Consider the following 20,985-nt stretch of genomic DNA (forward strand, 5'->3'; position numbering starts at 1 on the left):
GCTCCTAACGAAAGACGACGGTGCTGTTGCCGTTGAGCAGGACGCGGCGCTCGCAGTGCCAGCGGACCGCGCGGGAGAGGGCGAGGGCTTCGGCGTCACGGCCGACGGTCACGAGCTCGCGCGGCGAGTACGTGTGGTCGACGCGCTGCACCTCCTGCTCGATGATCGGGCCCTCGTCGAGGTCGGGGGTGACGTAGTGCGCGGTCGCGCCGACGTACTTGACGCCGCGGTCGTAGGCCTGGTGGTAGGGCTTGGCGCCCTTGAACCCGGGCAGGAACGAGTGGTGGATGTTGATCGCGCGGCCTTCGAGCTTCTGGCACAGCTCGTTCGACAGCACCTGCATGTACCGGGCGAGCACGATCAAGTCCGCTTCGTACTCCCCGACGAGGTCGAGCAGCCGCTGCTCGGCCTCCGGCTTGGTGTCCGGGGTGACCGGGACGTGCACGAACGGCACGCCCGCCGCCTCGGCCATCGGCCGCAGGTCGTCGTGGTTCGAGACGACCACCGCGATCTCGGCGCCCAGGCCACCGGCGCGCCAGCGGAAGAGCAGGTCGTTGAGGCAGTGCCCGAACTTCGAGACCATCACGAGGATCCGCGGCGGCGTGCCGTCGGAGAAGCCGAACTCCATGCCGAAGTCCCCGGCCACCGGCGCGAACGCGCGGGTCAGGTCGTCCACAGTGGTCTGTTCGGTGCGGGTGAACGACGTGCGCAGGAACAACGAGCCGCGGACGTCGTCGTCGAACTGCTGGTGCTCGACGATGTCGCAGCCCTGCCCGACGAGGAACGTCGTGACGGCGTGGACGATGCCGGAGCGTTCGGGGCACTTGAGCGTCAGGGTGAAGGTCACGAGACGTACTCCAGACTCGCGTCGGCCAGCCAGGCGTGGAAGTAGTCCGAAAAGGACTGCCGCACGAGGATCGTGAAGCCCTCTTCCCGGACCATCAGCACGATCCCGGTGCGGGCCAGCAGGGTCTGGACACACGTTCCCGGCGGCGACACCTCCAGGTCGATCGAGCACCCGTGCGCCAGGACGTCGGCCGCGTGCGATCCGGTCAGCCGCACGACATTGCGCTGCGCCGAGACGTCCACCACGGCGTCACTTTCCGGGGAAAGTGACGCTTCCAGCTCGGCTTGGCGGCCGGGTTCGGCGAGCACGAGGTACTCGTCGGGGCCCATCCAGAGGATGTCGACGCCGTTGCCGCTGGTGTACCGGCACGGGCCGGGCAGGGCGACGCCGAGGAGGGTGTCGCCGTCGCGGAGGCGCACGGTGAGCTGGGTGCGGAACGGTTCTTCGACCGCGTCAACCGTCACGGCGGGCTCCTTCCTTGTCGAAGAGCACGGATTCGGTCACGGTCACCGGCACGACCTGGTCCCCGACCGGCACGTACAGCGTCTCGCCGATGCGCGCGCGGCCCGAGCGCACCAAGGCGAGGGCGAAAGTGCGGCCGAGGGCGGCGCTGTCGTAGCTGGAGGTGACGTGGCCGAGCATCCGCACCGGCGGTTCGGGCACCGTCTCCGATTCGATGATCTGTGAGCCCTCGGGCAGCAGCACCGACGGATCCACGGGAAGCAAGCCGACCAGGTGCTTGCGGTCGGGCCGGTTGTTCTCGGCGCGGGTGAAGCTGCGCTTGCCGATGAAGTCGGCCTTCTTCTTCGACACCGCCCAGGACATGCCGAGGTCCTGCGGGGTGACCGTGCCGTCGGTGTCCTGGCCGATGATCGGGTAGCCCTTTTCGGCGCGCAGGACGTGCATGGTCTCGGTGCCGTACGGCGTCGCTCCTTCATCCACTATGGACTGCCAGAGCGCGGGTCCGTGCCACGACGGGACGTTGATCTCGTACGCCAGTTCGCCGGAGAAGCTGATCCGGCAGACCCGCGCCGGGATGCCCGCGACCTCGGCGTCCTGCCAGGTCATGAACCCGAAGGCTTCATTAGAGACGTCGAGGTCCGGGGCCAACCGGCCGAGCACTTCCCGCGAACGCGGCCCGACCAGCGGGAGCGTGGTCCAGTGCTCGGTCACCGACGTCGCGAAAACGCGCAGGTGCGGCCACTCCGTCTGGAGCCACTCCTCCATCCACTCGAGGACCATCGCCGCGTTGCCGGTCGTCGTGGTGACCAGGAAGCGGTTCTCCCCGACGCGGATGACCGTGCCGTCGTCGATCACCATGCCGTCGACGCCGCACATCACGCCGTAGCGGATCCGGCCGACCTTGAGGGTGCTCATCATGTTCGTGTAGAGCATGTCGAGGAACCAGCCGGCGTCCGGACCCTGCACGTCGATCTTGCCCAACGTGGACCCGTCCATGACGGCGACGTCGTTGCGGGCCGCCCGGCATTCGCGCCGGACGGCGTCGGGCATCGACTCACCGGGCCGCGGGTAGTACCACGGCCGCTTCCACTGCCCGACGTTCTCGAACTCGGCGCCGTGCTCGACGTGCCAGGGGTGGATCGTCGTGACGCGCACGGGATCGTGCAGCGCACCGCGGTCCCGCCCGGCCAGCGCGGCGAACGGCACCGGCGTGTACGGAGGCCGGAACGTCGTCGGGCGCTGGGTCGCCAAGTCGACACCGAGGGCTTCGGCCGTGATACCGGCGGCGAGCATGCCGGACGTCTTGCCCTGGTCGTGCGCGGTGCCGATCGTCGTGTAGCGCTTGATGTGCTCCAGCGACCGCAGCCCGGCGCCGGTCGCGCGCAGGACGTCCGACACGGTCGCGTCGCGCTGCTGGTCCACGAACCGGGTGTCCACTTCGGACTCCGGCGCGGGCACCTGCCAGAGGATCTTCGCCTCCGGCAGGCCTTCACCTGCGGCGGCACCGACGACGCTCACCGTCGGCAGGTCGCCGTCCGGGACGTACGCGCCCAGTTCGGCGGCGTACCGGAGCTTGCCGCGGGCCTGGCTGAACAGGTGCACGGCCGGGTTCCAGCCGCCGGACACGAACAGCAGGTCGCACTCGACCCGCTCCCCCTCCACCGATCCCAGTGGAGCGATGTGCGCGGCGGCGATGTGGCCGTCGCGGTCGCCGTCGGTGCCGATGACGCCGTAGCCCTCGCGGGCGTCGACGATCCGCACGATCTCGGCCCCGGCTTCGGCCAGGTCGGAAGCGGCGTCGAGCGCGGAGTCGTTGGTGGTGAACACGACCACGCGCTGCCCGGCGAGCACGCCGTAGCGGTTCAGGTACGCGCGGGCGGCCGAAGCTAGCATGATGCCAGGGCGGTCGTTGTCCGGGAAAACGATCGGCCGCTCGTGGGCGCCGGTCGCGATGACGATCCGCTTCGCCCGGATCCGCCACACGCGCTGACGCGAGACGCGCTCCGGGGCCGCGGGCTCGCCCCGGCGTTCCAGGGCCAGCACGAAACCGTCGTCGTAGACACCGAACGCCGTGGTGCGCGAAAGGAACCGGACGCCTTCGGGAGCTTCGCCGTCGGGCTGGTCGTCGATGAGCAGCACCCGGCCGGAAGCAGCGGAAGCGGCGGCGCGTCCGGCGGGTCCGGCCCCGATGACCAGGACATCGCAGTGGGCGTGCTTGGCGTCGTACCGCGCCGGGTCCGGCTCGGTGGCCAGGCGGCCCTGACCGGGCAGGCCACGGGCGACCAGGCCGTCGTACAGCTCGACGGTCGTCGCGCTCAGCATCGGCTCCGGGAACGGCTCCTCGATCTGCACCAGGGCGTTCGAGTCCTCGACACCGGCGCCGACGATGCCGCGCGGCCGGCCGTACTTGATGCTCGTCGCGACCTGGTGGATGCCGTTGGCCAGCAACGCGGAAGCCAGGGTGTCGCCGAGGAAACCGGTCAGCTCGCGGCCGTCGAAAGTGAACTTCAGCGGGACGCCGGACAGCCGGGTCATGAGATCACCGGCCGGGGCTCGTCGAGGCGGTAGACCGCCTTCAGGTTGTGGGTGCGCGTGTCGCGGACGGCGTTGAACCACCGTCGGCACCCCGCGGAGTGGCTCCACCGCTCGGCGAACGGCCCGCTCGGGTTGTCGCGGAAGAACACAAACTTCGCCCACTCCTCATCGGACAGTGCCGTCGGGTCCGCGGGGTAGGCGACGTGCGCCTGGCCGCCGTAGTGGAACTCGGCTTCCTCTCGCGGCCCGCACCAGGGACAGGGAATGAGTTGCATCTGAGGCTCCTAATGCGCGACGGCGGCGGCGCCGTGCTCGTCGACGAGGGCGCCGGTGGTGAACCGGTCGAGGGCGAAGGGTTCGGCGTACTCGTGCGGCTTGCCGCGCGCGATGGTCGCCGCGAAGACGTCACCGACGCCGGGGGTGGCCTTGAAGCCGCCGGTCCCCCAGCCGCAGTTGAGGAACAGGTTCTCCACCGGCGTCAGGCCGATGATCGGCGACGCGTCCGGGCTGGTGTCGACGATCCCGGCCCACGTCCGCAGCAGGTGCGCCCGCGCGAACACCGGGAACAGCTCCAGCGCGGCGGCCATCTGTTGCTCGATGATGTGGAACGAGCCGCGCTGGCCGTAGCCGTTGTAGCTGTCGATGCCGGCGCCCATCACGAGTTCGCCCTTGTGCGCCTGGGAAACGTAGACGTGCACGGCGTTCGACATGACGACCGTCGGGTGGATCGGCTCCAGCAGCTCCGACACCAGCGCCTGCAACGGGTGCGACGTCAGCGGCAGGTCCAGCCCGACCATCTTCGCGAGCACGGAGGTGTGCCCGGCCGCGCACAGCGCGACCTTGCCCGCGGCGATCCGGCCCCTGCCGGTGTCCACCCCGGTAACCCGGCCGTCCACTGTGGAGATACCGGTGACCTCGCAGTTCTGGATGAGGTCGACGCCCAGTTCGTGCGCGGCGCGGGCGAAGCCCCAGGCCACGTAGTCGTGCTTCGCGATGCCCGCGCGCGGCTGGAAGGTCGCGCCGAGCACCGGGTAGCGGACGTCCGGCGAGGTGTTGACGATCGGGCAGATCTCCTTGACGCCGTCGGCGTCCACCCATTCGGCGTCGATGCCGTTGAGCTTGTTGGCCTCGACGCGGCGGACGCTGTCGCGGACGTCCTGCAGGCTGTGCGCCAGGTTCAGGACCCCGCGCTGGCTGAACAGGATCGGGTAGCCGAGGTCCTCTTCGAGCCCTTCCCACAGCTTGAGCGAGTGCTCGTAGATGCCGGAGCTTTCGTCCCACAGGTAGTTGGAGCGGATGATCGTGGTATTGCGGGCCATGTTCCCGCCCGCGAGCCAGCCCTTCTCCAGCACGGCGACGTTGGTGATGCCGTGCACCTTGGCCAGGTAGTACGCGGTCGCGAGGCCGTGCCCGCCGCCGCCGACGACGACGACGTCGTAGGCCGGCTTGGGCTCGGGGTCGGTCCAGAGGAAGTCGGGGTGGTCCGGCAGGTCCGCGCCGGGCGTGCGGGTCATCGGGTCTCTCCCAGGCTCGGGTACAGCGGGAACGCCTCGGCGAGCGCGGTGACACGAGCCCGGAGCTTTTCGACGTCGAAACCGGGCCGCAGCGCCTCGGCGATGACGTCGGCGGCCTCGCGGAACTCGCCGTCGCCGAACCCGCGGGTGGCCGGCGCCGGGGTGCCGATCCGCAGGCCGGACGTCACCATCGGCGGGCGCGGGTCGAACGGGACGGCGTTGCGGTTCACGGTGATGCCGACCTCGTGCAGCCGGTCCTCGGCCTGCTTGCCGTCGAGTTCGGAGTCGCGCAGGTCGGCGAGCACGAGGTGCACGTCGGTGCCACCGGTCAGCACGGAGATGCCGTCCTCCACCAAGAGCCGCTCGGCCAGGAGCTTCGCGCCGCGCAAGGTGCGCTGCTGGCGTTCCACGAACTCCGGCTCGGCGGCCATCTTGAAGGCGACAGCCTTGGCCGCGATGACGTGTTCGAGCGGACCGCCCTGCTGGCCGGGAAACACAGCGGAGTTGACCTTCTTCGCGAGCGCCGGGTCATTCGTCAGCACGACACCGCCGCGCGGGCCGCCGAGGGTCTTGTGCGTGGTGGTCGTCGTGACGTGCGCGTGCGGGACCGGCGACGGGTGCAGCCCGGCGGCGACCAGCCCGGCGAAGTGGGCCATGTCGACCATCAGGTACGCGCCGACCTCGTCGGCGATCTCGCGGAAGCGGGCGAAGTCGAGCTGACGCGGGTAGGCCGACCAGCCGGCGATGATCACCTTCGGCTGGTGCTCCTTCGCCAGCCGCTCGACCTCGGCCAGGTCGACGCGGTAGTCCTTTTCGGACACTTCGTACGCGGCGACGTCGTAGAGCAGGCCGGAGAAGTTGATCCGCATGCCGTGCGTCAGGTGGCCGCCGTGGGCCAGCGAGAGGCCGAGGATCTTGTCGCCGGGCTTGAGGAGCGCGGCCATCGCGGCCGCGTTCGCCTGGGCGCCGGAGTGCGGCTGGACGTTGGCGAACCCGGCCCCGAACAGCGCCTTGACCCGGTCGATGGCGAGCTGTTCGAGGACGTCGACGTGCTCGCAGCCGCCGTAGTAGCGCCGCCCGGGGTAGCCCTCGGCGTACTTGTTCGTCAGCACCGAGCCCTGGGCCTGCAGCACGGACAGCGGCGCGAAGTTCTCGGAGGCGATCATCTCCAGCGTCGACTGCTGCCGGTGCAGCTCCGCGCCGATCGCTTCGGCGACCGCCGGGTCGTAGTCGGCCAGGGACCGGTTGAGCACGTGCTGGTCGATCGTCGCGGTCATCAGGAACTCCGTCTGGTCGACTTCTGATATATCAATCGTCGATGTAGGCTAAGCGCCATGCACCCGCAGGTCAATCCCCCATCGCTGGCGGAACAGGCGTACCGCTTCATCCGTGATCGCCTGGTCATGCTCGACATCCGGCCCGGCTCCCCCATCAACGAGGAGGAGCTCGGCACCGCGCTCGGCATGGGCCGCACGCCGATCCGCGAAGCGCTGAAGCGCCTCGAGTCCGAGCGGCTGGTCGTCGCCTACCCGCGGCGCGGGACGTTCGCCACCGACGTCAACATCTCCGACCTCGCGCACATCTCCGAGGTCCGGCGCACCCTCGAACCGATGGCCACGGCCGCCGCGGCCGAGCGGGCGACCGCGGCCGACCGGGCGACCCTGACCGAGCTGCGCGCGCAGCTCGACGCCGGTGTCCCGAACGCGGACAACGCCGAGCTGCTGCGCACCGACCTCGCCCTGCACCGGGCGATCTACGCGTGCGTGCACAACCCGTTCCTCGAGGACACGCTGATCCGGTACGACAACCTGGCGACCCGGATCTGGTGCGTGTTCGTACCCCGGCTGTCCGGGATGGCCGGCCACGTCGACGAGCACATCCCGCTCCTGACCGCGATCATCGAGGGCGACGGCGAGAAGGCCGCCGCGTTGACGCATGCGCACGTCGCCGGCTTCGAGGCCGCCATCCGCGCGTTGATCTAGACCGCCAGCCTCGCCCGCACCCAGTCGTGGAAGGCGCCGATGTGGTGCTCGCTGGGCACGAGCACCCCGCCGTTGGCGTACGAGCGCGAGTCCATCGCGAGCTGGCAGCGTTCGCACGCCTCGAAGTCCTGCAGGTTGACGCGGTGGAACAGCTCCACCGACCGGGAAAGGTCCTTGCCGGACTCGACGACCTCGGGCAGGTAGAGCCAGTCGCAGCGCACCAGCGTCCGGTCCGGGGCCAGCGGGAACATCCGGTGGAAGATGACGTGGTCGGGGACGAGGTTGACGAACACGCCCGGCTTGATGGTGATCGCGTAGTACTTGCGGTCCTGGGCGTCGGTGACGCCGGGCAGGCGGTCGACGCCTTCGGAGCCGTCGACGGTGAAGCCCTTGATCTCGCCGCCGAACTCGGCGCCGTGGCCGACGTAGTACTGCGCGGCGTAGCCGTCGGCGAACTCCGGGAGCACCTCGGTGAGCTCCGGGTGAATCGTCGCGCAGTGGTAGCACTCCATGAAGTTCTCGATGATCTGCTTCCAGTTCGCCTTCACGTCGTACTCGATGCGCTTGCCCAGCGCCAGGCCGTCGATGCCGTAGGCGTCGATCTCGGTCGGCCCGCCGAGCCGTTCGGTGACCGCGCCGACGACGGTCTCCTCGAACGACGGCGGCTCGTCGGCCAGGCAGACCCACGCGTAGCCGAGCCACTCCCGCAGGTGGACCTTGGTGAGGCCGAACTCGGTGCGGTCGACGTCGGGCATGCCGGTGAGGTTGGGCGCGGCGATCAGCTTGCCGTCGAGGCCGTAGGTCCAGGCGTGGTACGGGCATTGGAAGGCGCGCTTCACCGTCCCGCTTTCGGACGTGCACAGCCGGGCGCCGCGGTGGCGGCAGACGTTGAGGAAGGCGTTGAGCTTGCCGTCCCGGCCCCGGGAGACGAGGACGCTCTCCTTGCCGACCTGGACGGTCTCGAACGCCCCCGGCCCGGCGAGGTCGGCGCCGCGCACGGCACAGAACCAGTCGGCCTCGAAGATCTTCGCCTGCTCGGCCGCGAAGACCGCCGGGTCGGTGTAGGCGGAGCCGGGCAGGGTGGCGAGCAGGCTCGGCGGGAGATCGATTGCGGTCACCGGCGTGGTCCTCTCCGCGGATCAGTTCGGGAGTTGCGCAGAACGCGTCTTGTTGCTCACTCCGGAACAGAGTGACTGCCGCCCGGCACGGCTGTCAACAAGTCCGGGCCGACGGCCCCTCGATCGCCCGCCGGAACAGCGTTTCGATCTCCTCGCGGGTGGGACGGGGGTCGGCCAGGGCGGCTTGCATCAGGAGTCCGCAGAACAACCCCGCCAGCAGCCGGCCGGTGAGCGGGTCGGTGCGGGAGCCGAAGAACGCGATCAGGGCGTCGTCCCAGGCCGCGCTCGCCTTGCGCAGCGCCGGCCGGTGCAGCGCCGCGACGTAGAGGTCGTACTCGACCACCGTGTCCCGGTACTGCTCGTTGATGTAGCCCATGACCAGATCGGCCAGCGCCGCGGCGAAGTCGGCGTCCGGCGGGAGCGCGGACTCCCACTCCTTCAGCGCGTGGACGTTCTTCTCCGCCGCCTCGTGCAGGGCGACTTCCAGCAGGTCGTCCAGGGTGGCGAAGTGGTAGGTCGTCGAGCCCAGCGGCACCCCCGCGGCCGCCGCGACGGCACGGTGGGTGACCCCGTCGATCCCCCGCTTGGCGACGACCTCGATCGCCGCCTGGGCGATCCGCGCCCGCCGTTCCGGGTCGTTCGGACCGCGGCGCCGGGCCGCGGCCGGTTCCGTGTGCGACATCGGTGTCGAACCCCCTTGTGGACATCTGTACACGCTTCGCGTACAAATGTACGCACTCTGGACGCGAAGCAGCCACTACCGATCTGGGAAGGGGCCGCATGTTCGATGTGCTGAACCCCGCGACCGGCGAGGTCATCGAGACCGTCGCCGAAGCCGGCCGCGAGGAGGTCGACGCCGCTGTGCACGCCGCCCGCCGGGCCTTCGACGAGGGCCCGTGGCGGCAGACCACCGCGACCGAACGCGGTGCCTTACTGCGTAAGGTGGCCGACCTCCTGGTCCGCGACCGCGAGGAACTGGCCCGCACCGAGAGCCTCGACACCGGCAAGACGCTCGGCGAGGGCGGCATCGACATCGACGACGTCACCAACGTCTTCCGCTACTACGCCGACCTCGCGGACAAGGACGCCGGACGCCTGGTCGACGCGGGCAGCGCGACCGTCGTCAGCCGGATCGTGCACGAACCCGTCGGTGTCTGCGCGCTCATCGCGCCGTGGAACTACCCGCTGCTGCAGATGTCCTGGAAGGTCGCGCCGGCGCTGGCCGCGGGCAACACCGTCGTGCTCAAGCCCAGCGAAGTCACGCCGCTGACCACGATCAAGCTCGTCGCCCTGCTCGAAGAGGCGGGCGCGCCGCCCGGCGTCGTCAACCTGCTCCTCGGTGACGGCCGCGTCGGCGCCGCGATGGTCGAGCACCCGGGCGTCGACCTGGTCTCCTTCACCGGCGGCTACGCGACCGGCGAGAAGATCATGACGGCCGCCGCGAAGGGCGTCCGGCGGGTCGCGCTGGAGCTGGGCGGCAAGAACCCGAACGTGGTCTTCGCCGACGCCGACTACGACACCGCGCTCGACTACGCGCTGATGGCCGCGTTCGTCCATTCGGGACAGGTCTGCTCGGCGGGCGCGCGCTTGATCGTCCAAGATGGAATCCATGATCGGTTCGTCGCCGACCTCGCCGACCGCGCCGACCGGATCCGGGTCGGCGACCCGCTCGACCCCGCCACCGAAACGGGCGCACTCGTCTCGGCGCAGCACCGCGCCAAGGTCGAGAGCTACATCGAAAGCGCTCTCGCAGAGGGCGCCAAGCTCCGGGCGGGCGGCAACCGGCCCGAAGGCCCGGAGTACGAACGCGGTTTCTTCCTGCGCCCCACCGTTTTCTCCGACTGCACCAGGGAGATGACGATCGTCCGGGAAGAGGTCTTCGGCCCGGTCGTCACCGTGGAACGCTTCGCCGAAGAGGCCGACGCGATCGCGCTGGCCAACGACACCGAGTACGGGCTCGCCGGAGCCGTGTGGACGTCGGACGCGTCCCGCGCCCAGCGGGTCGCCGGGGCCCTGCGCCACGGCACCGTGTGGATCAACGACTACCACCCCTACCTGCCGCAGGCGGAGTGGGGTGGTTTCGGCAAGTCGGGCATCGGCCGCGAACTCGGGCCGTCCGGGCTGGCCGAATACCAGGAGAGCAAGCACATCTACCAGAACATCGATCCCGTTCCGCAGCACTGGTTCAAAGGCTAGACACTCCCTCCCCCACCACGTGAGGACGTTGCCATGACCATTCAGGAAAAGCCGGCGGGCGGGGGGCCTGCTCCGGACGACTCTTCCGAGCTCGAGAAGTTCGGCTACCGCCAGGAGCTCGAGCGCTCGCTCGGGTCGTTCTCCAGCTTCGCCGCCGGGTTCAGCTACATCTCGATCCTGACCGGCGTGTTCCAGCTCTTCTTCTTCGGCTTCGGGTCGGGGGGCCCGGCCTTCATCTGGACGTGGCCGCTGGTCTTCGTCGGCCAAGCCGCCGTGGCGCTGTGCTTCGCCGAGCTGGCCGGGCAGTTCCCGCTCGCCGGCTCGGTGTACCAGTGGGCGAAGCAGATCGCGAAACCCGCGACGTCGTGGCTGGCCGGCTGGATCATGATCATCGGCGCGATCGTGACGGCGGCGGCCGTCGCGGTGGCCTACCAGATCATCCTGCCGCAGGTGTCGACCGCGTTCCAGATCGTCGGCAGCGCCGACGACGCCGGCCTGACCTCGACCCCGGGCGGCGCGCAGAACGCCATCATCCTGGCCCTGGTGCTGGTCGTGTTCGCCACGATCGTCAACATCATCGGCGTCAAGCTGATGGCCAAGATCAACAACTTCGGCGTCGCGGTGGAGCTGGGCGCGAGCGTCCTGCTCGTGATCGCGCTGGCCATCCACATCAAGCGCGGTCCCGGTCTGGTCTTCGACACCGCCGGCACCGGCGAGGGCCACTCGTTCGGGTACCTCGGGGCGTTCCTGGTGGCGTCGCTGATGAGCGCGTACGTCTTCTACGGCTTCGACACCGCGGGCTCGCTGGCCGAGGAGACCACCCAGCCGCGGCGGCACGCGCCCCGCGCGATCCTGCGGGCGATCACGGCGGCGTTCATCGTGGGCGGGCTGATCATGCTGTTCGGCATGATGGCCGTCGGCGACCTGAGTGCCAAGGAGCTGAGCACGTCCGGCATGCCGTACCTGCTCAAGAGCACCCTCGGCGAGGGCCTCGGCGACGCGTTCCTGATCTGCTCGGCGATCGCGATCACCGTGTGCTGCCTGGCCGTGCAGACCGCGGCCATCCGGATGACGTGGGCGATGGCCCGCGACGGGCGCCTGCCGTTCAGCCGCGCGATGGCCAAGGTGTCACCGCGGTCGAAGACGCCGGTGCTGCCGGCGCTGCTCACCGGCGGTCTCACGATCGTGGTGCTGCTGATCAACCTGGGCAACCAGCGGGCGTTCTTCATCCTGACCTCGACCGCGATCATCCTGTTCTACATCCCCTACCTGATGGTCACCGGCCCGATGCTGGTCCGGCGCCTGCGCGGCGGCTGGCCGCGTCCCGAGCACGGCCCGTACTTCAAGCTCGGCCGCTGGGGCACGCTGGTGAACCTGGTCGCGGTCGTCTACGGCGCCGCGATGACGGTCAACCTGATCTGGCCGCGCCCCGAGGTCTACGGCGACGACCACTGGTACTTCCAGTGGGGCGCGGTGATCGTCACCGGGCTGATCGTGATCATCGGTGCGATCATGCTGTACGTCCGGCGCCGCACCTGGGGTTCGTCGCACACCAGCCCCGAGCACATGCCCGACAACGCCCCGGACACCCTGCCCGGCTAGGAGGACGCATGACTTCCGATACCTACGACTTCGTCATCGTCGGCGGTGGCTCGGCGGGCTGCGCGCTGGCGAACCGGCTTTCGGCCGACCCGGCGAACAAGGTCCTCGTGCTGGAGGCGGGCCGGTCGGACTACAAGTGGGACGTCTTCATCCACATGCCGGCCGCGCTGACCTTCCCGATCGGGTCGAAGTTCTACGACTGGGGCTACCGCAGCGAACCCGAGCCGCACATGAACCGCCGTCGCATCTACCACGCGCGCGGCAAGGTGCTCGGCGGGTCGTCGAGCATCAACGGGATGATCTTCCAGCGCGGCAACCCGATGGACTACGAACGCTGGGGCGCCGACCCGGGGATGTCCACTTGGGACTACGCGCACTGCCTGCCGTACTTCAACCGGATGGAGAACTGCCTCGCGGACCCGCCGGACGGGAAGTGGCGCGGGCACGACGGTCCGCTCGAACTGGAGCGCGGCCCGGCGTCGAACCCGTTGTTCCAGGCGTTCTTCGACGCCGCCGAGCAGGCGGGCTACCCCCGCACCGACGACGTCAACGGCTACCGGCAGGAGGGCTTCGCGCCCTTCGACCGGAACGTCCGCAACGGACGGCGGCTGTCCGCGGCCGGAGCCTATTTGCACCCGGTGATGGACCGGCCCAACCTCACGGTGAAGACGCACGCCTTCGTGTCGCAGATCCTCTTCGACGGCACCCGCGCGGTCGGCGTCGAGTACGCGCAGGGCCGCGGCGCCCCGGCCGAGGTGTACGGCAAGGAGATCATCCTCTGCGGCGGCGCCATCAACAGCCCGCAGCTGCTGCAGCTGTCCGGTGTCGGGAACGCGGCCGACCTGGAGAAGCTCGGCATCGACGTCGTCAAGGACCTGCCTGGCGTCGGCGAAAACCTGCAGGACCACCTGGAGGTGTACATCCAGTACGCCTGCAAGCAGCCGGTGTCGATGCAGCCGTCGCTGGCGAAGTGGAAGCGGCCCTACATCGGCGCGCAGTGGCTGTTCCTGCGGTCCGGGCCGGCCGCGACCAACCACTTCGAGGGCGGCGGGTTCGTCCGGTCCAACGACGAGGTGAAGTACCCGAACCTGATGTTCCACTTCCTGCCGGTGGCGATCCGCTACGACGGTTCGTCGCCCACGGGCGGCCACGGCTACCAGGTGCACGTCGGCCCGATGTACGCCGACACCCGCGGCTCGGTGAAGATCACCTCGACCGACCCGCGGCAGCACCCGGCGATCAAGTTCAACTATCTGTCGACCGAGACCGACCGCAAGGAGTGGGTCGAGGCCGTGCGGGTGGCGCGGAAGATCCTCAACCAGTCCGCGCTGGACCCGTTCAACGACGGGGAGATCTCGCCGGGGCCGTCGGTGGAGACGGACGAGGAGATCCTCGACTGGGTCGCCAAGGACGCCGAGACCGCGCTGCACCCGTCGTGCACGGCCAAGATGGGCGTGGACGAGAAGTCCGTCGTCGACCCGCAGACCATGCGGGTGCACGGCACCGAGGGCCTGCGCGTGGTCGACGCGTCGGTGATGCCCTACATCACCAACGGCAACATCTACGCACCGGTGATGATGACCGCCGAGAAGGCCGCCGACCTGATCCTCGGCAACACCCCGCTCGCCCCGATCAAGACGCCGTTCTACCGGCACGGGGAGAACTAGCCCGGACGTCGTAGCGCCCGTACCGCCATCCTCGGTACGGGCCTTCGACGTGCCCGGAACACCCGTTACCAGGTAACGGAAACTACCCGGGCGTACCCCTTGACGACGTCCTCCGGGGGATTCAGACTTTGTTGCGAATCGCAGTCCATGTTCCCCAATGCGCAACAGTCTCGGAGGACCCATGATTCGCGCGTGCACGGTGGACGAGCTGCCCCCGGGCGAGTCCGTCCGGATCCCCGGACCGCCCGCGATCGCGGTGTTCCACACCGAAGAGGGCGAGCTGTACGCCATCGGCGACACGTGCACCCACCAGGACGCCTCCCTGGCCGACGGCTGGCTCGAAGGCTGCTTCGTCGAGTGCCCGCTCCACGCGGCGCTGTTCGACCTGCGCACGGGCATGCCGACCTGCCTGCCGGCGAAGGACCCGGTGCGCACGTACGCGGTCGTCGTCGACGAAGGCGTCGTATACGTGCGGGGCGAGGCCAGCGAGGACGCCGCGTGAGGCGCATCGCGGTCGTCGGCGCGTCGCTCGCCGGGGTCCGCGCGGCGCAGGAGCTGCGCGCGCAGGGGTACGACGGCGGGATCGTCCTGATCGGCGAAGAGGCGCACCTGCCCTACGACCGGCCGCCGCTGTCGAAGGGCTTCCTGGCCGGGACCGCTTCCGCCGCGTCACTGGAGCTGCTCGACGCCGGGGATCTCGCTTCGCTGGCCCTGGACTTCCGGCTCGGCGTGCGGGCGACGGCGCTGGAGCCCGCCAACCGCCGGGTCCTGCTGTCGGACGGCGGTTCGGTGCACGCGGACGGTGTCGTCATCGCGACCGGCGGCCGGGCGCGCACGCTGCCGGGGTTCGAGGGCGCTTTCGTGCTGCGGACGCTCGACGACGCCGCGGCTCTGCGCGCGGCGCTGGTGCCCGGGGTGCGGGTGGCGATCGTCGGGGCCGGGTTCATCGGGGCCGAGGTGGCTTCGACGTGCCGGTCGCTGGGTCTGGACGTGGTCGTCCTGGAGGCGTTGCCGTTGCCGCTGGCCCCGGTGCTGGGTCCCGAGCTGGCGGCGGTGTGCGCCCGGCTGCACCTCGACCACGGCACGGACCTGCGCTGCGGGGTCCAGGTGACGGGCCTGTCACCGGCCGGGGTTTCGCTGGCGTCCGGTGAGCTGGTGCCGGCCGACGTGGTGGTGACGGGCGTCGGGATGACCCCGTCGACGGAGTGGCTGGCGGGCTCGGGGTTGAAGGTCGGCAACGGCGTCCACACGGACGCGGGGCTGGTGACCTCGCTGCCGTCCGTGGTCGCCGTGGGCGATGTGGCCCGGTTCGGCGGACAGCGGCACGAGCACTGGACGAACGCGTCGGAGCAGGCGCCGGTCGCGGTGGCGAACCTGCTGGCCGGGCACAGCGGGCGGACGTACACGCCCAGCGGATACGTGTGGTCGGACCAGTATTCGGGGACTTTGCAGCTGGCCGGGCACCCGTTGCCGACCGACGCGCTTTCCTTCGTCGACGGTGATCCGGCTTCGTCGTCGTTCGCGGCGGTGTGGCAGCGGGACCGGGAGACGGTGGGCGTGTTCGCGCTGAACAACGCGAAGCTGTTCAACCGCCTGCGGCGGCCCCTTCGCCGGCCGGCGGCCGTCTGAAAGTCTCAACGGGGGTTTCAAAGATACGCTTCACCCACATGGAGCTGACTCTTGACGAACTGCGCGCTCTGACGGGCTGGGCCGCCGACTGTGCCGCTCGAGTGGTGTCGTTGGTCCCCGACGACCCGCGCCCGGCTTCGGCGATCTCGGCGGCGCGGGAGTTCGCTTCGGGAGGTCCGCGCACCCGCGTGTTGCGCGCGGCGGCCTGGGACGCGCTGGCGGCGGCGGGCGAGGCTCAGGACCCGGCGGCCGCGGCGGCGGCCCGCGCGGCGGTGGGCGCGGCCGGAGCGGCTTACCTGCACCCGCTGGAGTCGCCGCACCAGGTGAAGCACATCGTGGGCCCGGCCCAGCAGGCGGCGCTGGCCCGCGAACTGGCGGGTGGTTCCGCCTCCGCTGAGATCACCTGGGCGCTGGAGCACGCCCCGCCCGAGGTGGGCGAGATCCTGCGGAGGTTCCCGCCGGGCAAGCCGGGCAAGACGCGCCTGGGCGAGCTGCACCGCCGGCTGGAAGCGGCGCTGCGCGGCTGAAAGTGCCTACAGCGAGAGGTCGTCCAGATCCGACTCCAGGCGCGCCCGCCAGGTCCACCGCCGCTCCGTCGTGTCCACGTTCTCGGGCGGTGGCCCCAGCGGCAACGCCGAATCCACGATCCCGAACGTCACCCGGTACGCCAGCACCGAAGCCGCCGTGCGGATCCACGCGTCCCCCGAGGCCCCGGCCGGCGGTGCCACCCCCAGCGCGTGACCGAACCACTTCGGCAGCAAAGCGTTCGACCCCAACGCGTCCGTGATGCGCGTCCGGAGCCGCACCTGCAGGTCGTGCCACGCTCGCTCGGCGCGCTCCAGCTGCGGGACCACCCGCGCCTCCACCGCGTCCGCCTCGCGCAACGCCAGCTTCGCCTGGTTCGCCGCCGCGATCGCCGCCGGGATCTCCTCGTCCAGCAACGTCCGGCGCCGCGTCGACAACGCCCGCAACGTCGACTCCGCGTCCCCTCGGGCGCGAGAAGCGCGGTCCGTCGCCGCCAGGACCCCCATCACGTCCAGCAGGTCGGCGTCGCATCGGGACAACGCCGCGCGCACCCCGTCCAGGCGCGAGATCTCGTCGGAGTACCGCGCCCGCTGCTCCTTCGTGACGAGCTCCTTGTGCAGGTCGTCCCAGCGCGCCGCCTCCGCCGCCAGCGCGCGCGTCTCCGCGCCGACGTCGTCCAGGTTCACCTGCGGCACCCCGTCGGACACGCGGACCGCGCGCTCCAGGGCCTGGACCTGCTGCTGCAGCCGGTCCAGGCGCCGGCCGAGCAGGTCGAGGCGGTCCTCCTGCCGGTCCGCGCCGCCGCTCTCGAGCCGCTCGGCCAGGTCGGCGACGTCCCGGCGCACGCGGTCGTCGGTCTCCTCGACGGCCGCGCGCAGCCCGTCGACCGCCGCGAACAGCTCGTCGAGGTCGCGCCGCGTGGTGTCGACCGGCTCGAGGTACTCCTGCGAGAACTCGGGATCGTCGCCGTAGGTCGCATAGCCGTGGCTCACGGGATCCGGCTTTCCCGCCACAGCAGCCCGCACGTGGCCGCGACGCCGAGCGCCGTCAGGATCGTGCAGACCACCGCCCCGGACCACGGGATCAGCGCGGCCACCAGCAGCCCGGCCGTCGCACTGCCCGCCCACGCCGCCCGCGTCCGCTCGCGGATGACGTCGCCGACGCGCCGCACCGGGCCGAAGCCGATCCACAGCCCGGCCGCGAACAGCGGGACGAACGCGAGCAGCCACACCGGCGACAGCACGTCGAACAGCACCAGCGCCGCGGCGACCAGCGGCACCAGCACCGGCGCGGCCGCGTAGTACACGACCGCGCGCTGCGTGGCCGCGTGCCGGGACTCGAGCTCGGCGTTGGCGAGCCGGTGCTTCGCGTCGTCGAACGCCACTTCGGCGTCGAGCAGCCGGTGGGCCGTCGCGACGAGCTCGTCCATCGCCTCGACGTCGGCGGGCGGGGTCGCCAGCCCGGCCCGCAGGTCCTGCTTGAGCCGGGCGACGCGTCCCTCCGCCAGGTCGCGGTCGTGCTGGGCCGGTGTCGTCACGCGACCACTTTAAGTGCCACCACCGTCACCACCGGCCAACGCGGCCGGTGAGCCGTCAGAGGTCCCCGAGGGCGGTGACGGGCGACTCCACGCAGTCGGCGACGAACCGCAGGAACCCGCCGGCCGTGCCGCCGTCGCAGACGCGGTGGTCGAACGCCAGCGTCAGCTCGCACACCTTGCGCACGCCCAGCGCGCCGTCGACCACCCACGGCCGGTCGATGATCCGGCCGATGCCGAGGATCGCGGCCTCGGGGTGGTTGATGATCGCCGCGGAGCCGTCGACGCCGAAGACGCCGTAGTTGTTGACCGTGAACGTGCCCCCGGTGAGGTCCGCGGGCGCGAGCTTGCCGTCCCGCGCGGTGCGGGCGCGGTCGCCGATCGCCGCCGACAGGTCCCGGGTCGACAGCGCCCCCGCGTCCCGCACGACCGGCACGACCAGGCCGCGGCCGGTCTGCGCGGCGAACCCGAGGTGGATGTCGTCGAGCAGGACGATCTCGTCGCCTTCGACGCGCGAGTTCAGCTCCGGGTACTTGCGCAGGCCCGCGACGGCGAACCGCGCGATCAGCCCGAGCAGGCTGACCGGCCGGTCGGACTTCGCGTTGAGCGCCGCGCGGGCGGCGACCAGCTCGGTCGCGTCGACGTCCACCCAGACCGTGGCCTCGGGGATCTCGCGCCGGGACGTGGTGAGCTTGTCCGCGACGGCCTTGCGGATCCCGGTGAGCGGAATCCGGCGGCCGCCCGAGGTCTGAGGCTTCTTGAGCGCCGCCTCGACGTCGGCGCGGCGGATGATGCCGTCCGCGCCGGACGCGGTGACCTTGGCGAGGTCGATCCCGTTGTCCGAAGCCAGTTTCCGGACGAACGGCGAGATCACGCCGGGCGCCTTGGCCTTCGGCGCGGGCGCCTCGACACGGCGGGCGCGCTTGCGGCGGGTCGTCGGCGCGGTGCCGTACCCGATGAGGACGTTCCCGCTGCCGCTCGACGTCGTCACGCCCGGCTCGGCGAACCCGCCGACGGACAGCAGCGGCGCGCCGACCGGCAGCAGCTGCCCGGGTTCGCCGTGCAGCGCCGACACCACGCCCGCGAACGGCACGGGCACCTCGACCGCGGCTTTCGCCGTCTCGACCTCGACGACGATCTGGTCGACCTTGACCGTGTCGCCGACGTCGACGTGCCAGTTGAGGATGGCCGCCTCGGTCAGGCCTTCGCCGAGGTCGGGCAGCAGGAAGTCAGGCACCGGCCACCACCGGGGTGTCGTTCCACTGCAGGCGCGCGATCGTGTCGAGGATCCGGTCGACGTCGGGCAGCGTGTGCCGCTCCAGCTTCGGCGCCGGGTACGGGATGTCGAGCCCGGTCACGCGCAGCACGGGCGCGTGCAGCTGGTGGAAGCACTGTTCGGTGACGCGCGCGACGACCTCGGCGCCGTAGCCGCCGAAGCCCGCGGCCTCGTGGACCACCACGGCCCGGCCGGTGCGGCGCACGGACGCCGTCACGGTCTCGTCGTCGAACGGGCTCAAGGAACGCAGGTCCACGACCTCGACGTCCCAGCCCTCGTCCTTCGCCGCTTCGGCGGTCTCCATGGCGGTGGCCACCATCGGGCCGTACGCGATGAGCGTGACGTCCTTGCCGGTCTTGCGCACCACGGCTTTGTCCATGGCCGGGCTCTTTCGCGCGAACGAGACCTCTTCGCCCGACCAGTAGCGGGCCTTCGGCTCGAGGAAGACGACCGGATCCGGCGACTCGATGGCGTCGCGGAGCAGGTCGTAGGCGTCCTGCGCGGTGCCCGGCGTGACGACGCGCAGGCCCGGCGTGTGCGTGTAGTAGACCTCGCTGGAGTCGCAGTGGTGCTCGACGCCGCCGATGCCGCCGGCGTAGGGGATCCGGATGACCATCGGCAGTTCCAGCGCGCCGCGGGTGCGGTTGCGCAGCTTCGCGACGTGTGAGGTGATCTGCTCGAACGCGGGGTAGGCGAAGGCGTCGAACTGCATCTCGACGACCGGGCGGAAGCCACCCATCGCCATCCCGACCGCGAACCCGACGATGCCGGACTCGGCCAGCGGCGTGTCGAAGCAGCGGTCTTCGCCGAAGTCGGCGGTGATGCCGTCGGTGACCCGGAAGACGCCGCCGAGTGTGCCGACGTCCTCGCCGAAGACGAGGACGCGGTCGTCGTCCTTGAGCGCGTCGCGCAGGGCCGCGTTGAGCGCCTGCGCCATCGTGGTCGTCATCAGGCCTCCAGTTCGGCTTGCAGGGCGGCCCGCTGGGCTTCGAGGTGGCGGGTCGGCTCGGCGTAGACGTGGTCGAACAGCGACATCGGGTCGAGCTCGGCGTCCGCGTTGAGGGTGTCGCGGACGGACTGGGCGAACTCCTCGGCCTCGGCGTGGCAGAGCTCGATCTCGTTCGCGGTGAGGTCGTCCGCGAGGTAGGTCTCGAGCCGTTTGAGGGGGTCGGCTTCGCGCCACTTCGCGACTTCGTCCGCGTCGCGGTAGCGGGTGGCGTCGTCGGCGTTGGTGTGCGCGTCGAGGCGGTAGGTGTGGGCCTCGACGAGCACCGGGCCCTTGCCCTCGCGGGCGTGCTTGACGGCGTCGTCGAGGACGGCGAGGACCGCGACGGCGTCGTTGCCATCGACCTGCTCCGAGCGCATGCCGTAGCCGATCCCCTTGTACGCCAAGGCGGGTGCGGCGCTCTGCTTCTCGAAGGGGACGGAGATGGCGTAGCGGTTGTTCTGCACGAAGAACACGACGGGCGCCTTGAAGACGGCGGCGAAGTTGAGTGCCTCGTGGAAGTCGCCTTCGCTGGTGGCGCCGTCCCCGATCAGCGCGAGCGCGACGGCGTCTTCACCGCGTCGCTGCATCGCGTGCGCGAGACCGGCGGCGTGCAGCGTCTGCGTCGCGAGCGGAGTGCATTGGGGCGCTACGCGCGTCTCGACAGGGTTGTAGCCGCAGTGCGCGTCGCCGCGAAGCAGCGTCAGGACTTCGCCGGGCTTCAAGCCGCGCGCGACGAGGGCGACGGAGTCGCGGTAGGTCGGGAAGAGCCAGTCCTGGTCGCGGAGCGCGAGCGCGGCGGCGACCTGGCAGGCCTCCTGGCCGGCGCTGGAGGGGTAGACGGCGAGGCGGCCCTGCTTGGTGAGGGCGGTCGCCTGGACGTCGAACCGGCGGCCCAGGACCATCAGCCGGTAGGCGGCCTTGAGCCGGTCTTTCGCGGGCTCGGCGTACGCACCGTGCTGGTCGACGCGCGTCCCGTCCTCGGCGACGAACCGCACCGGCGTCGTGGACGGCAGCAGGGTTTCCACGGGCACCACCTCTCGCAGACATATGATGCTGAAATGGTGGTTCTTACTGGTCGGGTGTTCAAGGAGTTGGCCGAATGAGCGACAA

General features: G+C 70.6%; 20 protein-coding genes. 7 read left to right on the forward strand and 13 right to left on the reverse strand.

Annotation, left to right across the window (positions count from 1 at the left end; genetic code table 11):
* Positions 1–4: 4 nt before the first annotated feature.
* The 6 genes from purU to glyA are packed head-to-tail and all read right to left on the reverse strand — an operon-like array spanning position 5 to position 6,635.
* Positions 5–847 (reverse strand): formyltetrahydrofolate deformylase, encoded by an 843-nt coding sequence (gene purU, locus ACZ7OH_RS01750; RefSeq protein WP_470279112.1) that lies wholly within the window; start codon positions 845–847, stop codon positions 5–7.
* Positions 844–1,311, reverse strand: coding sequence for a sarcosine oxidase subunit gamma (locus ACZ7OH_RS01755; protein WP_470279113.1), 468 nt, complete (start codon positions 1,309–1,311; stop codon positions 844–846). Before ACZ7OH_RS01755 ends, purU begins: the two co-directional genes overlap by 4 nt.
* On the reverse strand, positions 1,301–3,844 hold the full coding sequence (locus tag ACZ7OH_RS01760) for a 2Fe-2S iron-sulfur cluster-binding protein (protein WP_470279114.1): 2,544 nt from the start codon (positions 3,842–3,844) through the stop codon (positions 1,301–1,303). The genes ACZ7OH_RS01755 and ACZ7OH_RS01760 overlap by 11 nt, the downstream gene beginning before the upstream one ends.
* Positions 3,841–4,119, reverse strand: a complete 279-nt coding sequence (locus ACZ7OH_RS01765; RefSeq protein ID WP_470279115.1) for a sarcosine oxidase subunit delta — start codon at positions 4,117–4,119, stop codon at positions 3,841–3,843. The genes ACZ7OH_RS01760 and ACZ7OH_RS01765 overlap by 4 nt, the downstream gene beginning before the upstream one ends.
* 9 nt (positions 4,120–4,128) lie before the next feature.
* Positions 4,129–5,358, reverse strand: coding sequence for a sarcosine oxidase subunit beta family protein (locus ACZ7OH_RS01770; protein WP_470279116.1), 1,230 nt, complete (start codon positions 5,356–5,358; stop codon positions 4,129–4,131).
* Positions 5,355–6,635, reverse strand: coding sequence for a serine hydroxymethyltransferase (glyA, locus tag ACZ7OH_RS01775; RefSeq protein WP_470279117.1), 1,281 nt, complete (start codon positions 6,633–6,635; stop codon positions 5,355–5,357). The genes ACZ7OH_RS01770 and glyA overlap by 4 nt, the downstream gene beginning before the upstream one ends.
* Before the next feature lie 57 nt (positions 6,636–6,692).
* Here glyA and ACZ7OH_RS01780 point away from each other — a divergent pair, with 57 nt between their 5' ends.
* The gene (locus ACZ7OH_RS01780) at positions 6,693–7,340 is read left to right on the forward strand and encodes a GntR family transcriptional regulator (protein ID WP_470279118.1); all 648 of its coding nucleotides are present in this window, start codon (positions 6,693–6,695) and stop codon (positions 7,338–7,340) included.
* Here the strand turns inward: ACZ7OH_RS01780 and ACZ7OH_RS01785 are convergent.
* Together ACZ7OH_RS01785 and ACZ7OH_RS01790 are read right to left on the reverse strand one after the other, a co-directional pair.
* Positions 7,337–8,458, reverse strand: a complete 1,122-nt coding sequence (locus tag ACZ7OH_RS01785; RefSeq protein WP_470279119.1) for an aromatic ring-hydroxylating oxygenase subunit alpha — start codon at positions 8,456–8,458, stop codon at positions 7,337–7,339. The genes ACZ7OH_RS01780 and ACZ7OH_RS01785 overlap by 4 nt on opposite strands.
* 94 nt (positions 8,459–8,552) lie before the next feature.
* Positions 8,553–9,140, reverse strand: a complete 588-nt coding sequence (locus tag ACZ7OH_RS01790) for a TetR/AcrR family transcriptional regulator (RefSeq protein ID WP_400893796.1) — start codon at positions 9,138–9,140, stop codon at positions 8,553–8,555.
* Positions 9,141–9,238: 98 nt separating this feature from the next.
* On the opposite strand from ACZ7OH_RS01790, the gene ACZ7OH_RS01795 reads away from it, so the two are divergent.
* The 6 genes from ACZ7OH_RS01795 to ACZ7OH_RS01820 all read left to right on the forward strand — a co-directional run bounded on the left by ACZ7OH_RS01795 (position 9,239) and on the right by ACZ7OH_RS01820 (position 16,079).
* Positions 9,239–10,654 carry an aldehyde dehydrogenase family protein gene (locus ACZ7OH_RS01795; protein WP_470279120.1) on the forward strand — a complete coding sequence of 472 codons (1,416 nt, stop codon included), beginning with the start codon at positions 9,239–9,241 and terminating at the stop codon, positions 10,652–10,654.
* Between the two features lie 33 nt (positions 10,655–10,687).
* Positions 10,688–12,256, forward strand: a complete 1,569-nt coding sequence (locus ACZ7OH_RS01800; RefSeq protein WP_470279121.1) for an amino acid permease — start codon at positions 10,688–10,690, stop codon at positions 12,254–12,256.
* 8 nt (positions 12,257–12,264) lie between these two features.
* Complete coding sequence (betA, locus tag ACZ7OH_RS01805; protein ID WP_470279122.1) at positions 12,265–13,923, forward strand: choline dehydrogenase; 1,659 nt, start codon at positions 12,265–12,267, stop codon at positions 13,921–13,923.
* A 181-nt stretch (positions 13,924–14,104) separates the two neighbouring features.
* Positions 14,105–14,425, forward strand: coding sequence for a bifunctional 3-phenylpropionate/cinnamic acid dioxygenase ferredoxin subunit (locus ACZ7OH_RS01810; protein WP_400893803.1), 321 nt, complete (start codon positions 14,105–14,107; stop codon positions 14,423–14,425).
* Positions 14,422–15,552, forward strand: a complete 1,131-nt coding sequence (locus ACZ7OH_RS01815) for an NAD(P)/FAD-dependent oxidoreductase (protein ID WP_470279123.1) — start codon at positions 14,422–14,424, stop codon at positions 15,550–15,552. The genes ACZ7OH_RS01810 and ACZ7OH_RS01815 overlap by 4 nt, the downstream gene beginning before the upstream one ends.
* Positions 15,553–15,590: 38 nt before the next feature.
* Entirely contained in the window at positions 15,591–16,079 is a 489-nt protein-coding gene (locus ACZ7OH_RS01820) for a putative immunity protein (RefSeq protein WP_470279124.1), read from the forward strand.
* A 6-nt stretch (positions 16,080–16,085) separates the two neighbouring features.
* On the opposite strand, the gene ACZ7OH_RS01825 is transcribed toward ACZ7OH_RS01820, so the two are convergent.
* The 5 genes from ACZ7OH_RS01825 to pdhA are packed head-to-tail and all read right to left on the reverse strand — an operon-like array spanning position 16,086 to position 20,906.
* Positions 16,086–17,069: a hypothetical protein gene (locus ACZ7OH_RS01825; RefSeq protein WP_470279125.1), complete on the reverse strand. Its 984-nt coding sequence runs from the start codon at positions 17,067–17,069 to the stop codon at positions 16,086–16,088.
* Entirely contained in the window at positions 17,066–17,614 is a 549-nt protein-coding gene (locus tag ACZ7OH_RS01830) for a hypothetical protein (RefSeq protein ID WP_470279126.1), read from the reverse strand. Before ACZ7OH_RS01830 ends, ACZ7OH_RS01825 begins: the two co-directional genes overlap by 4 nt.
* A 55-nt stretch (positions 17,615–17,669) precedes the next feature.
* Positions 17,670–18,848, reverse strand: coding sequence for a dihydrolipoamide acetyltransferase family protein (locus tag ACZ7OH_RS01835; protein WP_470279127.1), 1,179 nt, complete (start codon positions 18,846–18,848; stop codon positions 17,670–17,672).
* Positions 18,841–19,836: an alpha-ketoacid dehydrogenase subunit beta gene (locus ACZ7OH_RS01840; RefSeq protein WP_470279128.1), complete on the reverse strand. Its 996-nt coding sequence runs from the start codon at positions 19,834–19,836 to the stop codon at positions 18,841–18,843. The genes ACZ7OH_RS01835 and ACZ7OH_RS01840 overlap by 8 nt, the downstream gene beginning before the upstream one ends.
* On the reverse strand, positions 19,836–20,906 hold the full coding sequence (pdhA, locus tag ACZ7OH_RS01845; RefSeq protein WP_470279129.1) for a pyruvate dehydrogenase (acetyl-transferring) E1 component subunit alpha: 1,071 nt from the start codon (positions 20,904–20,906) through the stop codon (positions 19,836–19,838). Before pdhA ends, ACZ7OH_RS01840 begins: the two co-directional genes overlap by 1 nt.
* Positions 20,907–20,985 lie beyond the last annotated feature (79 nt).

This window comes from Amycolatopsis sp. NPDC114478, assembly GCF_055633805.1.

Excerpts from the sequence above, each read along its gene's own strand:
- ACZ7OH_RS01800 (WP_470279121.1), top strand. The coding sequence starts at position 10,688 with ATGACCATTCAGGAAAAGCCGGCGGGCGGGGGGCCTGCTCCGGACGAC.
- ACZ7OH_RS01795 (WP_470279120.1), top strand. The coding sequence starts at position 9,239 with ATGTTCGATGTGCTGAACCCCGCGACCGGCGAGGTCATCGAGACCGTC.
- ACZ7OH_RS01770 (WP_470279116.1), bottom strand. The coding sequence starts at position 5,358 with ATGACCCGCACGCCCGGCGCGGACCTGCCGGACCACCCCGACTTCCTC.
- ACZ7OH_RS01820 (WP_470279124.1), top strand. The coding sequence starts at position 15,591 with ATGGAGCTGACTCTTGACGAACTGCGCGCTCTGACGGGCTGGGCCGCC.
- ACZ7OH_RS01780 (WP_470279118.1), top strand. The coding sequence starts at position 6,693 with ATGCACCCGCAGGTCAATCCCCCATCGCTGGCGGAACAGGCGTACCGC.
- glyA (WP_470279117.1), bottom strand. The coding sequence starts at position 6,635 with ATGACCGCGACGATCGACCAGCACGTGCTCAACCGGTCCCTGGCCGAC.
- ACZ7OH_RS01765 (WP_470279115.1), bottom strand. The coding sequence starts at position 4,119 with ATGCAACTCATTCCCTGTCCCTGGTGCGGGCCGCGAGAGGAAGCCGAG.
- ACZ7OH_RS01790 (WP_400893796.1), bottom strand. The coding sequence starts at position 9,140 with ATGTCGCACACGGAACCGGCCGCGGCCCGGCGCCGCGGTCCGAACGAC.
- ACZ7OH_RS01760 (WP_470279114.1), bottom strand. The coding sequence starts at position 3,844 with ATGACCCGGCTGTCCGGCGTCCCGCTGAAGTTCACTTTCGACGGCCGC.
- ACZ7OH_RS01840 (WP_470279128.1), bottom strand. The coding sequence starts at position 19,836 with ATGACGACCACGATGGCGCAGGCGCTCAACGCGGCCCTGCGCGACGCG.
- betA (WP_470279122.1), top strand. The coding sequence starts at position 12,265 with ATGACTTCCGATACCTACGACTTCGTCATCGTCGGCGGTGGCTCGGCG.
- ACZ7OH_RS01810 (WP_400893803.1), top strand. The coding sequence starts at position 14,105 with ATGATTCGCGCGTGCACGGTGGACGAGCTGCCCCCGGGCGAGTCCGTC.